General features: G+C 69.1%; 13 protein-coding genes. 5 read left to right on the top strand and 8 right to left on the bottom strand.

Annotated elements, in window-relative coordinates; translation table 11 throughout:
* Nucleotides 1-19: 19 nt before the first annotated feature.
* From ACFWUU_RS35540 to ACFWUU_RS35550, 3 genes are read right to left on the bottom strand one after another with little or no spacing between them, the layout of a single operon-like run.
* The gene (locus ACFWUU_RS35540) at nt 20-283 is read right to left on the bottom strand and encodes a MoaD/ThiS family protein (protein WP_137259342.1); all 264 of its coding nucleotides are present in this window, start codon (nt 281-283) and stop codon (nt 20-22) included.
* Nucleotides 280-1374: a WD40/YVTN/BNR-like repeat-containing protein gene (locus tag ACFWUU_RS35545; protein ID WP_380182388.1), complete on the bottom strand. Its 1095-nt coding sequence runs from the start codon at nt 1372-1374 to the stop codon at nt 280-282. The genes ACFWUU_RS35540 and ACFWUU_RS35545 overlap by 4 nt, the downstream gene beginning before the upstream one ends.
* A gap of 10 nt (nt 1375-1384) precedes the next feature.
* Entirely contained in the window at nt 1385-2314 is a 930-nt protein-coding gene (locus ACFWUU_RS35550) for a 2-hydroxyacid dehydrogenase (RefSeq protein ID WP_380182390.1), read from the bottom strand.
* Nucleotides 2315-2368: 54 nt separating this feature from the next.
* Here ACFWUU_RS35550 and ACFWUU_RS35555 point away from each other — a divergent pair, with 54 nt between their 5' ends.
* From ACFWUU_RS35555 to ACFWUU_RS35570, 4 genes are all read left to right on the top strand, one after another.
* The gene (locus ACFWUU_RS35555) at nt 2369-3748 is read left to right on the top strand and encodes an FAD-binding oxidoreductase (RefSeq protein ID WP_380182392.1); all 1380 of its coding nucleotides are present in this window, start codon (nt 2369-2371) and stop codon (nt 3746-3748) included.
* Nucleotides 3745-5031, top strand: coding sequence for a class I SAM-dependent methyltransferase (locus tag ACFWUU_RS35560; RefSeq protein ID WP_380182394.1), 1287 nt, complete (start codon nt 3745-3747; stop codon nt 5029-5031). Before ACFWUU_RS35555 ends, ACFWUU_RS35560 begins: the two co-directional genes overlap by 4 nt.
* Nucleotides 5032-5086: 55 nt before the next feature.
* On the top strand, nt 5087-6187 hold the full coding sequence (locus tag ACFWUU_RS35565) for a sorbosone dehydrogenase family protein (protein WP_233715199.1): 1101 nt from the start codon (nt 5087-5089) through the stop codon (nt 6185-6187).
* A 121-nt stretch (nt 6188-6308) separates the two neighbouring features.
* Nucleotides 6309-6785: a general stress protein gene (locus ACFWUU_RS35570; RefSeq protein WP_380182396.1), complete on the top strand. Its 477-nt coding sequence runs from the start codon at nt 6309-6311 to the stop codon at nt 6783-6785.
* A 111-nt stretch (nt 6786-6896) separates the two neighbouring features.
* Here the strand turns inward: ACFWUU_RS35570 and gatB are convergent, their stop codons facing one another.
* The 3 genes from gatB to gatC are packed head-to-tail and all read right to left on the bottom strand — an operon-like array spanning nt 6897 to nt 10193.
* Nucleotides 6897-8393 carry an Asp-tRNA(Asn)/Glu-tRNA(Gln) amidotransferase subunit GatB gene (gene gatB, locus ACFWUU_RS35575; protein WP_380182398.1) on the bottom strand — a complete coding sequence of 499 codons (1497 nt, stop codon included), beginning with the start codon at nt 8391-8393 and terminating at the stop codon, nt 6897-6899.
* The gene (gene gatA, locus ACFWUU_RS35580) at nt 8390-9895 is read right to left on the bottom strand and encodes an Asp-tRNA(Asn)/Glu-tRNA(Gln) amidotransferase subunit GatA (protein ID WP_380182400.1); all 1506 of its coding nucleotides are present in this window, start codon (nt 9893-9895) and stop codon (nt 8390-8392) included. Before gatA ends, gatB begins: the two co-directional genes overlap by 4 nt.
* A gap of 1 nt (nt 9896) precedes the next feature.
* Complete coding sequence (gene gatC, locus ACFWUU_RS35585; protein ID WP_130448975.1) at nt 9897-10193, bottom strand: Asp-tRNA(Asn)/Glu-tRNA(Gln) amidotransferase subunit GatC; 297 nt, start codon at nt 10191-10193, stop codon at nt 9897-9899.
* A 221-nt stretch (nt 10194-10414) separates the two neighbouring features.
* Here gatC and ACFWUU_RS35590 point away from each other — a divergent pair, with 221 nt between their 5' ends.
* Complete coding sequence (locus ACFWUU_RS35590; protein WP_380092067.1) at nt 10415-11059, top strand: ACT domain-containing protein; 645 nt, start codon at nt 10415-10417, stop codon at nt 11057-11059.
* 60 nt (nt 11060-11119) lie between these two features.
* Here the strand turns inward: ACFWUU_RS35590 and ACFWUU_RS35595 are convergent, their stop codons facing one another.
* Together ACFWUU_RS35595 and ACFWUU_RS35600 are read right to left on the bottom strand one after the other, a co-directional pair.
* On the bottom strand, nt 11120-11344 hold the full coding sequence (locus tag ACFWUU_RS35595; RefSeq protein WP_137259351.1) for a hypothetical protein: 225 nt from the start codon (nt 11342-11344) through the stop codon (nt 11120-11122).
* A gap of 15 nt (nt 11345-11359) precedes the next feature.
* Nucleotides 11360-12916 (bottom strand): hypothetical protein, encoded by a 1557-nt coding sequence (locus tag ACFWUU_RS35600; protein ID WP_380182402.1) that lies wholly within the window; start codon nt 12914-12916, stop codon nt 11360-11362.
* Nucleotides 12917-12957 lie beyond the last annotated feature (41 nt).

Here is a 12957-nt window from a genome sequence, read left to right on the forward strand (position 1 = left end):
GGCCGGTGACAGCGGGTTCTCAGCCGCCGGCAACGCTCGGCAGGACCAGCAGCTCGTCGCCGTCGGCGAGCGGGGTGTCGAGGCCGTCCAGGTCGCGGATGTTGTCGTCGCGGAGATAGATGTTCACGTGCCGGCGCAGCCCGCCCTGCTCGTCGGTGAGCCTGCGGCGCAGCGGCGACTCCAGGGCCGCGAACGCCTCGGCGACCGTCGTGCCCTCGACCTCGACCCGCTCGGCGCCGCCGGCGAACGGGCGGAGCACGGTGGGCAGGCGGACTGCGATCATCCGACCACCGCGGCGCGCACCGTGAGTACGTCGGGGAGGTGACGGGCGACCTCGACCCAGCTGTCGCCGGCGTCGGCGCTCGCGTAGACGCAGCCGTCGCGCGTGCCGACGTACACGCCGGCCGGGTCCGCGGCATCGGTGGTCAGCGCGTCCCGCAGTACCGGCACGTAGGACACGTCGGGCAACCCGGCGGAGAGGGCCTCCCAGGTGGAGCCGGCGTCGCGGGACCGGTAGACGCGGCATTTCGCCTCGGTCGGGATCCTGTTGCCGTCCGCAACGAGCGGGAATACGTATACGGTCTCCGGCTCGTGCGGATGCACCACGATCGGGAAGCCGAAGTCCGACGGCAGCCCGTCCGCGATCGACTTCCAGATCTCCCCACCGTCGTCGGAGCGGTAGACGCCGTGGTGGTTCTGCGCGAACAGCCGCTCGGGTACGTCGGGATGCCCCGCGAGCTTGTGCACGCACTGACCGAACTCCGGGTCGGGATCCGGCATGAAGTACGCCTTGATCCCGTGGTTCGCCGGCGACCACGACGTACCGCCGTCCGTGGTCTGGTAGACGCCGCCGGTCGACATCGCCACGCTGACGCGATCCGGATCGGATGCGTGCGGGAGCACGGTGTGGACAGCCTGCCCGCCGAAGCCCGCATCCCACTGGGTCCGGTGCGGGTGGTCCCAGAGCCCGCGGACGAGCTCGAACGTCACTCCCCCGTCGGTCGACTTCCACAGCGCGGACGGCTGCGACCCGGCGTACACGACACCCGGCTGACCGGGAGGCGCCGGCTGGATCTGCCAGACCCGCTCGAGCGAGGCACCGGCATCGGCCGGGAACCCGATCGAGCCCTCCGGCGGCTCGGCCCAGGTCGCGCCGAGGTCGTCGGAGTGGAAGACCGCCGGACCCCAGTGCTCGCTGGTGCCGCCGACGAACAGCCGCGGCTGGTCGCCGCGGGTGTCGATGCCGACGGCGTACACACCCTGCATCTCGAACTCCGGGACCGGCCCGTCCAGCCGCCACTCCGTGCGGGCGGCGTCGCTCCGGCCGATCCAGAGACCCTTCTTGGTCCCGATCAGCAGTACGGCCTCGGACATTCTTGCCCTCCTAGCGTTGCGGACCTGCCACGACGTTGATCAGCGGCTCACCAGTTGCGTAGCGCTCGAGCTGCGCGCGGACCAGGCGGGCCACCCGCGGCGCGAACGCCGTCGACGCGCCACCGCGATGCGGATTGATCAGTACGTTCGGAGCTGACCACAGCGGATGTCCGGTCGGCAACGGCTCAGGGTCGGTCACATCGAGGGCGGCGCTGATCCGGCGCGTGCCGAGCTCGGTCAGCAGGGCGTCGGTGTCCACGACGACACCGCGCGCGACGTTCACCAGCAGCGCACCGTCCTTCATGCTCGCCAGGAACTTGGCGTCCACCATCCCCGTCGTCTCCGGAGTCGCCGGCGTCAGCAGTACGACGACGTCCGCGCGCGGCAGCAGCTCGGGCAGCTCACTCGTCGGGTGTACGCCGTCGCGCTCGCGCCGGGCCACCCGGATCACCTCGCACTCGAACCCGTTCAGCCGCCGTTCGAGCGCCTCGCCGATCGCGCCGTACCCGAGGATCAGCACGGTCCGGTCCGCGAGCGAGTCGTCGACCTCGTCGTACGAGTCCGGCCAGATCTCCCGCTCCTGGTCGCGGACCGCCCGGGGCAGCCGCCGGTACGACGCCAGGATCAGCCCGACCGCGAGCTCCGCCGTCGAGGCGTCGTGGACGCCGCGCGCATTGCACAAGGTCACGCCCTCGGCGAGCCGCGACTGGACGTGCTCGAACCCGGCCGTCTGCAGCTGGACGACCTTCAGCGCGGGCATCTCGCGGACGATGTCGAGCACGTCGCCGCCGCCCATGTAGCTCGGCACGTAGAACTCGACCTGGTCCAACGACGCCGGCCGGTCGCCGCCGGCGTAGAAATCCACGTCGTAGCCCGTGGGCACGCCGCGGAGGAAATCGTCGGGGTCCTCCCAGGGCAGCCAAGCCTTCACGTCAGCCATGTGACGAACCTACTATCCCGTGCCGGACGCGGTGCATCGTCGTACTCTGGATCGGTGCCTTCGACATCGGATCTGGCGGCGACGCTCGCACACGATCAGGCCGTCGGGCGGCTGCGGGAGTCGTACGAGCGCATCCCGCAGGGCGACCCGGTCCGGCTGGCGAAGCGCTCTTCGAACCTGTTCCGGCCGCGAACCGAGCTCGACCGGCCCGGCCTGGACGTATCCAAGCTGACCGGCGTGATCAGCGTCGACCCGGCCGCCCGGACCGCCGACGTCCAGGGCATGTGCACCTACGAGGACCTGGTCGCGGCGACCCTGCCCTACGGGCTGACGCCGATGGTCGTGCCGCAGCTGAAGACGATCACGCTCGGCGGGGCGGTGACCGGGCTCGGCATCGAGTCGTCGTCGTTCCGGGCCGGTCTGCCGCACGAGTCGGTGCTCGAGCTCGACATCCTCACCGGCGCCGGCGACCTCGTCACGGCCCGCCCGGAGGGTGAGCACGCGGACCTGTTCCGGATGTTCCCGAACTCGTACGGCACGCTCGGGTACGCGACCCGGCTGCGGATCGAGCTCGACAAGATCTCGCCGTACGTCGCGCTCCGGCACGTGCGGCTCGGGCTCGACGAGCTGGCTCCGGCGATCGACCAGATCGTTGCCTCCAGCACGTATGACGGGGAGCCGGTGCACTTCGTCGACGGGGTCGTGTTCAGCCCGGCCGAGGCGTACCTGACGCTCGGCCGCAACAGCGACGCCGCGACCCGGACCAGCGACTACACCGGCCAGCAGATCTTCTACCGCTCGATCCAGCAGCGGCAGCAGGACTTCCTCACCGCGCACGACTACCTGTGGCGCTGGGACACCGACTGGTTCTGGTGCTCGGCGGCCTTCGGCGCGCAGCAGCCCGTCGTACGGCGGTTGTGGCCTCGACGTTGGCGGCGGAGCGACGTGTTCCACAAGATCGTCGGCTTCGAGAACCGGCACGGCTGGATGGCAGGTCTGAACCGGCGCCGCGGACAGCCGGACCGTGAGCGGGTCGTCCAGGATGTGGAGATCCCGGTCGAGCGACTTGCGGACTTCCTGCGCTGGTTCGACACCGAGGTCGGTATGCGGCCGGTCTGGCTGTGCCCGCTGCGGCTGCGCGGCTCCGCGGCCTGGCCTTTGTATCCACTCTCGCCCGGCGAGACGTACGTGAACGTCGGCTTCTGGGGCACCGTGCCGATCGCCCCCGGCGCCTCCGACGGCGATGTCAACCGTCGCATCGAGGCGGCCGTGACCGAGTTCGGCGGGCACAAGTCGCTGTACTCCGATGCCTACTACGACCGAGACACCTTCGACCGGCTCTACAACGTCGCAGCGCTGGCCGAGGTGAAGAAACGCTACGACCCGGATGCCCGGCTCACCGGGCTCTACGAGAAGGCGGTGACGCGCCGATGACGACGCTCGCACATCAGGTTTCGATCGCTGATGCCCTCACCACTGTGCTCCCCGACGGGCTCCCGTTCCGCTTCACGGCGTACGACGGCAGCGCGGCCGGACCGGAGGACTCGCAGATCCACATGCACCTGGCCACCGAGCGCGGGCTGTCGTACATCCTGACCGCGCCCGGCGATCTCGGCATGGTCCGCGCGTACGTGATGGGCGACCTGGAGATCACCGGCGTCCACCCCGGCAACCCGTACGAGCTGATGCGGCTGATCCTTGACAGCTTCCACTTCCAGCGGCCGTCCGCCGCGGAGGCACTGCGGATCGTCCGCGGTCTCGGCTGGAGCCACCTGAAGCCGCCGCCTCCCCCGCCGCAGGAGCATCTGCCGAAGTGGCGCCGTACGTTCGAGGGGCTGCGGCACTCGAAGGCGCGGGACAAGTCCGCGATCCACCACCACTACGACGTGTCGAACACGTTCTACGAGTGGGTGCTCGGGCCGTCGATGACGTACACGTGCGCGGTCTACCCGACGGCTGACGCGACGCTGGAAGAGGCGCAGTACGAGAAGTACGACCTGGTCGCGCGGAAGCTCGACCTGAAGCCGGGGATGCGGCTGCTCGACGTCGGCTGCGGCTGGGGCGGGATGGTCCGGCACGCGGCGCGCGAGTACGGCGTACAGGCGCTCGGTGTGACGTTGTCGGCGGCGCAGGCGGAGTGGGGCGCCGCCAAGATCAAGGAAGACGGGCTGGAGGACCGGGCCGAGGTGCGGTACCTCGACTACCGCGACGTACCCGAGCGGGACTTCGACGTGATCAGCTCGATCGGCCTGACCGAGCACATCGGCGTACGGAACTACCCGTCGTACTTCGGGTTCCTGCTGGACCGGCTGAAGCCGGGCGGCCGGCTGCTCAACCACTGCATCACCCGGCCGGACAACCGCTTCCGCCACACCGGCGCGTTCATCGACCGCTACATCTTCCCCGACGGCGAGCTGATCGGCTCCGGCCGCATCATCGCCGAGGCCCAGGACGCGGGCTTCGAGGTCCGCCACGAGGAGAACCTGCGCGAGCACTACGCCCTCACGCTGGCCGCCTGGAACGACAACCTCGAAGCCCACTGGGACGAGGCCGTCGCCGAGGTCGGCCCCGCCACCGCCAAGATCTGGGGCCTCTACCTGGCCGCCAGCCGGGCCGGCTTCGAACACAACACCATCCAGCTCCACCAGGTCCTCGCGGTGAAGCCGGACGAGCGCGGCAACTCGCACTTCCCCCTCCGACCCACCTGGGGAAGCTGAACCATTCGTTGACCTGCGGTGTAGTAAGTAGGCAGGTCTAACGGAGGAGATTGGTGTGCGCGGTCGGGCTGCTGTGGTGGTTGCGGCGTTGACGTTGGTGAGTGGGTGCTCGGAGGCGACTCCGAGCAGTTCGGGGTCTACTTCGGCGCCGCCGAGCAGTGCGAGCACGGTTGGTGGGCCGGCGGCGGTGACGTTGACGGTGGCCTCGACGGTGGCGACCGGGATCGAGGTGCCGTGGGGGCTGGCGTTCCTGCCGGACAAGAGTGCGTTGGTGGCGGAGCGCGACTCGGGGAAGGTCAAGCGGATCGCCGGTGGGCAGGTGTCGGAGGTCGGCACGGTCGATGACGTGAAGTCCTCGTCCGAGGGTGGGCTGCTGGGGCTGGCGGTGGATCCCGGGTATCCGGGCAAGCCGTACATCTACGCGTACTACTCGGGCGGGGACGACAACCGGATCGCGCGGATCACGTACCAGGACGGGAAGCTGTCCGACCAGCAGGTGATCCTCGAGGGGATTCCGAAGGCGGCGATCCACAACGGCGGGCGGTTGCGGTTCGGGCCGGACGGATTCCTGTACGCCGGGACCGGGGACGGCTCGGACCGGCCGAACTCGCAGGACGACAACTCGCTCGGCGGGAAGATCCTGCGGATCACCACCGACGGGAAGGCCGCGCCGGGGAACCCGGACGGGCGGGTGTGGATCACCAAGGGGCACCGGAACGTGCAGGGGCTCGCGTTCGACGGGAACCAGCTGTACGCCGCGGAGTTCGGGCAGAACACCTGGGACGAGCTGAACGTGATCACGCCCGGCTCGAACTACGGTTGGCCGGCCGCCGAGGGGATCAGCCAGCTGGACGGGATGACCGATCCGATCGCGCAGTGGCACACCGCCGACGCGTCGCCGTCGGGGATCGCGTTCGCGCAGGGGCACATCTTCATGGCGTCGCTGCGCGGTGAGCGGCTTTGGGCGATACCAGTTGCCGACGGCAAGCGAATCGGCGAGCCGCAGGCGTTCTTCACCAACAAGTACGGGCGGTTGCGTACGGTCGAGGTGGCGCCGGACGGGTCGTTGTGGGTGACGACGTCGAACACCGACGGTCGCGGGCAGCCGCGGGACGGCGACGACCGGATTCTGCGCGTGACTATCGGCACGTCTTAGGTCGTCAACCGTTTCAAGTCTTGGGTCGTCTGGTACTTGTGAAGTAAGCAGACGACCTGAGGAGGAGATCGGTATGCGGACCGGCCAGGGGCCCGGCGTTCCCAGCAGTGTGATCGCTGCGGTGAGCACCTACGAGGATGCTCAGCGGACAGTTGATTACCTGCGAAGTTACGGGATGGACGCGGCCCGCCTGGAGGTGGTCGGCGCCGGACTCCGCCAAGCAACCAGACACCGGACCGTCCCGGTCGCACGGCTCGCGGGCGTGGGCGCGCTGAAGGGCGCGGCCCTCGGCGTACTCGCGGCCGTCTTCACCACGTTGGTCGCCGAGACGACGCTCAACGGTCTGGCCGTCGTGGTCTGGGGCTTCGTGTACGGCGTGATCGTCGGGCTGCTCTGGGGTCTGTTCCGCGGCCTCATCCGCAACCGCCCCGAGGCGACCATCACCCAGACCCTCCCCACCAGCTACGAGGTCCGCTGCCCCACCGACGACCTCCCCGTAGCCCAAACCCTCCTCGCCGACGCCACGGACGTCGAGGACGGCCGAGTCGAACGCGAGGTCATCGCGAACGCCCCCACAGAACACAAGAACGCCGCCTAAAAAGCACCCGCCCCTCGCTCCGCTCGAGGCGGGGGTGGGTGCTGAGCCGCGCCGGGTGCGCCCGGTGGGCGTGTGCGGGGTCGCCGGAGGCGGCGACCCCGCACACGGTTGTTAGATGCCCAGCTTTTCGTTCAACAGTTGGCGGACCTTGGCGGCGTCGGCTTGGCCTCGCATGTCTTTCATGACGGCGCCGATGAGGGCGCCGGCGGCGGCTGGTTTGCCGGAGTTGACCTTTTCGACGACGTCGGGGTTGGCGGCGATGGCTCGGTCGATGGCTTCGATCAGGGCCGAGTCGTCGGACACCAAGGCCAGGCCGCGCTTCTCGATGATCTCCGCCGGCGTACCCTCGTCGGCCAGCAGACCCTCGAAGACCTGACGCGCCAGCTTGTCGTTCAGCGTGCCTTCGTCGACCAGCTTCTGGACCTCGGCGACCTGGGCCGGGCCGACGCCCAGCGCGTCCAGGTCCTGACCCGACTCGTTCGCCGAACGAGCCAGCTCACCCAGCCACCACTTCTTCGCAGCAGCCGGCGTCACCCCGAGCTCGATCGTCGCCACGATCGGCTCGAGCGCGTTGCCGTTGATGACGTCGCGCATCTCGAGGTCGGTGAAACCCCACTCCTCCTGCAGCCGGACCCGCCGCAGCGAAGGCGCCTCGGGCAGCGTCGCGCGGATCTCCTCGACCCACTCACGCGACGGCGCGACCGGCACCAGGTCGGGCTCCGGGAAGTACCGGTAGTCCTCGGCGTCGGACTTCTCCCGCCCGGACGTCGTGATGCCGGTGTCCTCGTGCCAGTGCCGCGTCTCCTGCACGACCTTCCCGCCGGACGACAGCACCGCCGCCTGCCGGGTGATCTCGTACGTCACCGCACGCTCGACCGACCGGAACGAGTTCACGTTCTTCGTCTCGGTCCGCGTGCCCAGCACCGACGACCCGCGCGGCTTCAGCGACACGTTCGCGTCGCAGCGCAGCGAGCCCTGGTCCATCCGCACGTCGGACACGTCGAGCGCGAGCAGCAGGTCACGCAGCATGCTCACGTACGCCCGCGCGACCGCAGCCGCCTTCTCCCCCGGCACCTCGATCGTCTTCGTGACGATCTCGATCAGCGGGATACCGGCGCGGTTGTAGTCGACCAGCGAGTGTGAGGCGCCGTGGATGCGACCGGTCGCGCCACCGATGTGGGTGGACTTGCCGGTGTCCTCCTCCATGTGCGCGCGCTCGATCTCGATCCGGTACGTCTCGCCGTCGACGACGACCTCGGTCCAGCCGTTGAACGCGATCGGCTCGTCGTACTGCGAGGTCTGGAAGTTCTTCGGCATGTCCGGGTAGAAGTAGTTCTTCCGGGCGAACCGGCACCACTCGGCGATCTCGCAGTTCAGCGCCAGGCCGATCTTGATCGCCGACTCGACGCCGCGGGCGTTCACCACCGGCAGCGCGCCCGGCAGACCGAGGCAGACCGGGCAGGTCTGCGTGTTCGGCGGCGCGCCGAACTCGGTCGGGCAGCCGCAGAACATCTTCGACTTCGTGTTCAGCTCGACGTGGACTTCCAGACCCATGACCGGGTCGTACTGCGTCAAAGCGTCATTGATTTCGAGAACATCAGCGGTCATCGGGTCACCTCCAGCTCCGGAGCCTTCGTCATCAGTACGCCGCCCCACTGCTCGGCCAGCGCGGACTCCAGCGCGGCGCCGACCTGGTAGCACAGGTCGTCGCGCATCACCGGCGCCATCACGTGGAACCCGACCGGCATACCGTCCTCGTCGGCGAGACCGCACGGGAACGACGCTGCCGCGTTACCGGCCAGGTTGGACGGGATCGTGCAGAGGTCGTTCTTGTACATGGCGATCGGGTCGTCGATCCGGTCGCCGATCGCGAACGCGGTCGTCGGCGTCGCCGGCGAGACCAGTACGTCGACCTGCTCGTAGGCCTTGGTGAAGTCGCGGGCGATCAGCGTCCGCACCTTCTGTGCCTGGCCGTAGTACGCGTCGTAGTACCCGCTCGAGAGCGCGTGGGTGCCCAGGATGATGCGGCGCTTGACCTCGGCGCCGAAGCCGGCCTCGCGGGTCACGCTCGTCACCTTCTCGGCGCTGTTCTCGCCGTTGTCGCCGACCCGCAGGCCGTACCGCATCGCGTCGAACTTGGCCAGGTTGGACGAGGCCTCGCTCGGCAGGATCAGGTAGTAAGCCGGCAACGCGTACTCGAAGTGCGGGCAGGAGACCTCGACCACCTCGGCGCCGAGCTTGGTGAGCAGCTCGACCGCCTCGTGGAAGCGCGCCTCGACACCCGGCTGGTATCCCTCGCCGCCGAGCTCCTTGACCACACCGATCCGCAGACCGGCGACATCGCCGTTGCGCGCGGCCTCCACGACGGCCGGGACCGGCTGGTTGATCGAGGTCGAGTCCATCGGGTCGTACCCGGCGATCGCCTCGTGCAGCAGCGCCGCGTCGAGCGTCGTCCGCGCACACGGACCGGGCGTGTCCAGCGACGACGCCAGCGCGATCAGCCCGTACCGCGAGGTGCCGCCGTACGTCGGCTTGACGCCGACCGTGCCGGTGAACGCACCCGGCTGGCGGATCGAGCCGCCGGTGTCGGTGCCGATCGCGAGCGGCGCCTCGTACGCCGAGATGGCCGCGGACGAACCGCCGCCGGAACCGCCCGGGATGCGGCCTAGGTCCCACGGGTTGTGGGTCGTGCCGTACGCCGAGTTCTCCGTGGAGGAGCCCATCGCGAACTCGTCCATGTTGGTCTTGCCGAGGATCACGATCCCGGCCGCCTTCAACCGCTTGACGACGGTCGAGTCGTACGGCGGCTTCCAGCCCTCGAGGATCTTCGAACCGGCCGTGGTCGGCACACCCTCCTGGGTGAGCACGTCCTTCAGCGCCAGCGGTACGCCGGCCAGCGGCGCGAGCTGCTCGCCCGCCGCGCGCTTGGTGTCGACCGCCTTCGCCTGCGCCAGCGCGCCCTCGGTGTCCACGTGCAGGAACGCATGCACGTCACCGTCGACGGCGGCGATCCGGTCCAGATGCGCCTGGGTGATCTCGACCGAGCTGGCCTGCCCGGACGTCATCAGCTCCGCGAGCTCGGCCGCGGTCTTCCTGGTGAGATCTGACATGTCAGTCCTCCTCCAGGATCCGCGGCACCCGGAAGCGCTGCTCCTCCTGGGCCGGCGCGCCGGAGAGCGCCTGCTCGGGCGTGAGGCACGGAACGTTCTCGTCCGCGCGCATCACGTTGGTCAGCGGCAGGGCGTGCGAGGTCGGCGGGATGTCGTCCGCCGCCACCTGGCTGACCTGCCCGACCAGTCCGATGATCTGGTCGAGCTGCGGCGCAAGGTGGTCGAGCTCGTCGTCGCTGAGCTCGATCCGCGCCAGTCGCGCCAGGTGCGCAACCTCTTCGCGGGTAATCGATGGCATGAACTATCCAATGAGTGCAGTAACCGGAGGTGCAAGACCGAGAGGTTCTCGGTGTTACCCCCGCCATCTTAGGGGGCCAGATGACACTGATGTTTCGCCGTCCCCCAGGCTGTGGACAAGACCTCGATGAGATGGGCGCGCGTGTTTGTGGCTACCGCTCTGTAACATGGGCGGCGACAGGGCGTTACGCGCTTGGTGATCGGCTGGGAGATGATCGTTCGGTGTTCTTGCTGCGCTTGATCATCCCCGACCGGCCCGGTTCGCTGGGCACCGTGTCAACTGCCCTCGGCGAGGTGAATGCCGACATCCACGCGATCGAGATCGTCGAGCATCGCCGGGAGAACGGCACGGCCGTCGACGACATCGTGGTCGACCTTCCGCCCGGCGTGCTGCCCGACCGGCTGGTGTCCGCGTGCAACGGCGTACCTGACGTCGAGGTCATCTGGTTCTCGCGGTACGGCGCCGGCGGCGGCCTGCACATGGACCTCGAAGCGGTCGAGCAGATGACGTCTGCTCCCGCGGACGCGATCGACATCCTGGTCGAGCAGTCCCCCGCCGTACTGCATGCCGACTGGGCCGCGCTGCTCGACGGCACCGGCAGTGAGGTGAAGGTCGCGCTGGAGACGAGCGCGACGCCTGAGTTCGGCGATGTGGCCGGCCGGTGGCTGCCGATGGAGAAGGCGACCACGCTGGAAGCTCCGGACCACAAGGGTCTCGCGGAGTCGGTGCTGGTTGCGGCGCCGCTGGAGTCCGACCGCCGGGTCCTGGTGATCGGCCGTCGCGGTGGGCCGGAGTTCCTCGGCTCTGAGGTAGCGCGCCTGTCCTACCTGGCCTCGCTGGCCGTGACGATCCGCGCCACCGCCTGACAAGTCCTACAGACATGCCGAAGCCCCCGCCAACTGGCGGGGGCTTCGCTCTGCGTGGGGTCAGGTGAACTGGAAGTAAGCGAATGCCCAGAGCGCCGCGATGATCAGCAGGACCACCGCGCCGACCAGGGCGACGATCAGGATCGCCTGGCTGTTGCTGCCGTTCTGATCCGGGAGGTCGAACTGCGTGGGGCCCCAGGCCCCGCCGCCGTCGACGCGCCGCCCCGCCTCGGGCGGTGGGGCGACCACCGTCCGCTGCTCCCGCTTCTCCCGGGGGAACTTCATCCAGCCTCCGAAGAACTACACGTAGAACGACTCGTACGTGATCTCGACCTGCTGCGAGGAATAGCTGTCCGAGCTGTTCCCGCGGATCTCGACCCGCCAGCCGGCCACGTAAGAAGCGTACGACTTCCCGTCACTGTGCGCCTGGATGTACGACTTCAGTGCCCCGAGATCGCCGCCCTTGAGCACCCCGAACGCGTCGTTCAGCGCGGTCGGCAGCGCCTTCTTCACATCCGAGGCGTCACCGGAGGCACTGACCTGGATGTCCTTGATGCCCTCGCCGTCGCTGGCGTAGAAGTACACCCGCTGCTGTCCGTACTTGCCGATCTCCTTGGTGCAGGAACTCGTGCACACGTAGGCCTTCGCCTTCAGCGCCGCGAGCATCTGCGGCTTGGTGGTCTCGAAGGTCTTGTCCGGAATGTCGAGCGACTCCTCGCCGGACTTCGCGCCGGACAGCTCGTAGGTGTCACCGTCGTTGCGCAGCTCGAACTCGCCCCAGCTGCTGTCGATCTTCTCCGACTTCTGACCCTGCTTGACCGCGTCCTGGACCTTCTTCACCTGGTCGCCGCCGAACGTGTCGTTGCCGACCGCCTGCAGCACCTGGTCGAACACGACCGCGGCGTTGTTGTTGTTGTCCTCGTTCACCGACTGGAACTGGATCGCGATGATCGTGCCGTCCGACTTGAACTGGAACAGCGCCTCCGCCTGCGAGCGGTCCTCGTACTTGAAGCAGCCGCGGTGTGCGCCTTGCGCGGTGTTGAACAGGTCGCTGCAGCCGAAACCGTTGCCCTGCAGCTTCTCGGTCGCGTTCTTGGCCTGACCGGTCGCGTTGCCGAGCTCGCCGTTCTCGCCGCCCTTGGACTGGCCGCCGGTCGGCTGCTCGGTGGCGGTCGGGTTCGACTCCGGGGTGTCGCCACCACCGAACTGGTGGATGCCGAGGAAGACCAGCAGCGCGATCACGATGATGCCGACCACACCGCCGCCGATCACGAACGGCAGCTTGTCCTTGCTGATCCCGAACGGGCCCTTGTCGCGACCGCCCGAACCACCTGGACCACCGGGCTGCCACGGCGACTGCCCCTGTTGCTGCTGCCAGCCGCCCTGCTGCTGACCAGTCCGCTGCCCCCAGGACTGCTGCTGGTACGGACCGCCCTGCGGCTGCTGTCCCCAACCCTGTGCCGGCTGACCCTGCTGACCACCCTGGCCGCCCTGCTGGGGATGCTGTCCCCAGCCCTGCGGCGGCTGACCCTGCTGGCCGCCCTGGCCAGGCTGCGGACCCCAGCCACCTTGTTGCGGCTGACCGTGCGGGGGCTGACCCTGCGGCGGGTACCCCTGGTGCGGGGGCTGTCCCTGCTGCGGCGGGCGCTGGCCCCATCCGCCGCCCTGCGGCGGGGGCTGCTGCCCCCAGCCCGCCTGCTGCTGCGGCTGCTGCCCGCCGTGCGGCGGCTGCTGGTTACCCTGCTGAGGCGAGTGGCCGCCGTGCTGGCCGTCCTGCCCGTCCTGTCCCCCGTGCTGCCCGCCTGGCTGGCCCCCCGGCTGCCCAGGACCCCATGGTCCTTGCGGCGGCGTCGTCATATCTGCTCCTTCTGACCCACGTCTCGACGTGCAAAGTTAAC

Source organism: Kribbella sp. NPDC058693 (genome assembly GCF_042715335.1).
GTDB lineage: Bacteria > Actinomycetota > Actinomycetes > Propionibacteriales > Kribbellaceae > Kribbella > Kribbella jiaozuonensis.

Excerpts from the sequence above, each read along its gene's own strand:
- ACFWUU_RS35545 (WP_380182388.1), bottom strand. The coding sequence starts at position 1,374 with ATGTCCGAGGCCGTACTGCTGATCGGGACCAAGAAGGGTCTCTGGATC.
- gatB (WP_380182398.1), bottom strand. The coding sequence starts at position 8,393 with ATGACCGCTGATGTTCTCGAAATCAATGACGCTTTGACGCAGTACGAC.
- gatC (WP_130448975.1), bottom strand. The coding sequence starts at position 10,193 with ATGCCATCGATTACCCGCGAAGAGGTTGCGCACCTGGCGCGACTGGCG.
- ACFWUU_RS35540 (WP_137259342.1), bottom strand. The coding sequence starts at position 283 with ATGATCGCAGTCCGCCTGCCCACCGTGCTCCGCCCGTTCGCCGGCGGC.
- ACFWUU_RS35595 (WP_137259351.1), bottom strand. The coding sequence starts at position 11,344 with ATGAAGTTCCCCCGGGAGAAGCGGGAGCAGCGGACGGTGGTCGCCCCA.
- gatA (WP_380182400.1), bottom strand. The coding sequence starts at position 9,895 with ATGTCAGATCTCACCAGGAAGACCGCGGCCGAGCTCGCGGAGCTGATG.
- ACFWUU_RS35550 (WP_380182390.1), bottom strand. The coding sequence starts at position 2,314 with ATGGCTGACGTGAAGGCTTGGCTGCCCTGGGAGGACCCCGACGATTTC.
- ACFWUU_RS35600 (WP_380182402.1), bottom strand. The coding sequence starts at position 12,916 with ATGACGACGCCGCCGCAAGGACCATGGGGTCCTGGGCAGCCGGGGGGC.
- ACFWUU_RS35560 (WP_380182394.1), top strand. The coding sequence starts at position 3,745 with ATGACGACGCTCGCACATCAGGTTTCGATCGCTGATGCCCTCACCACT.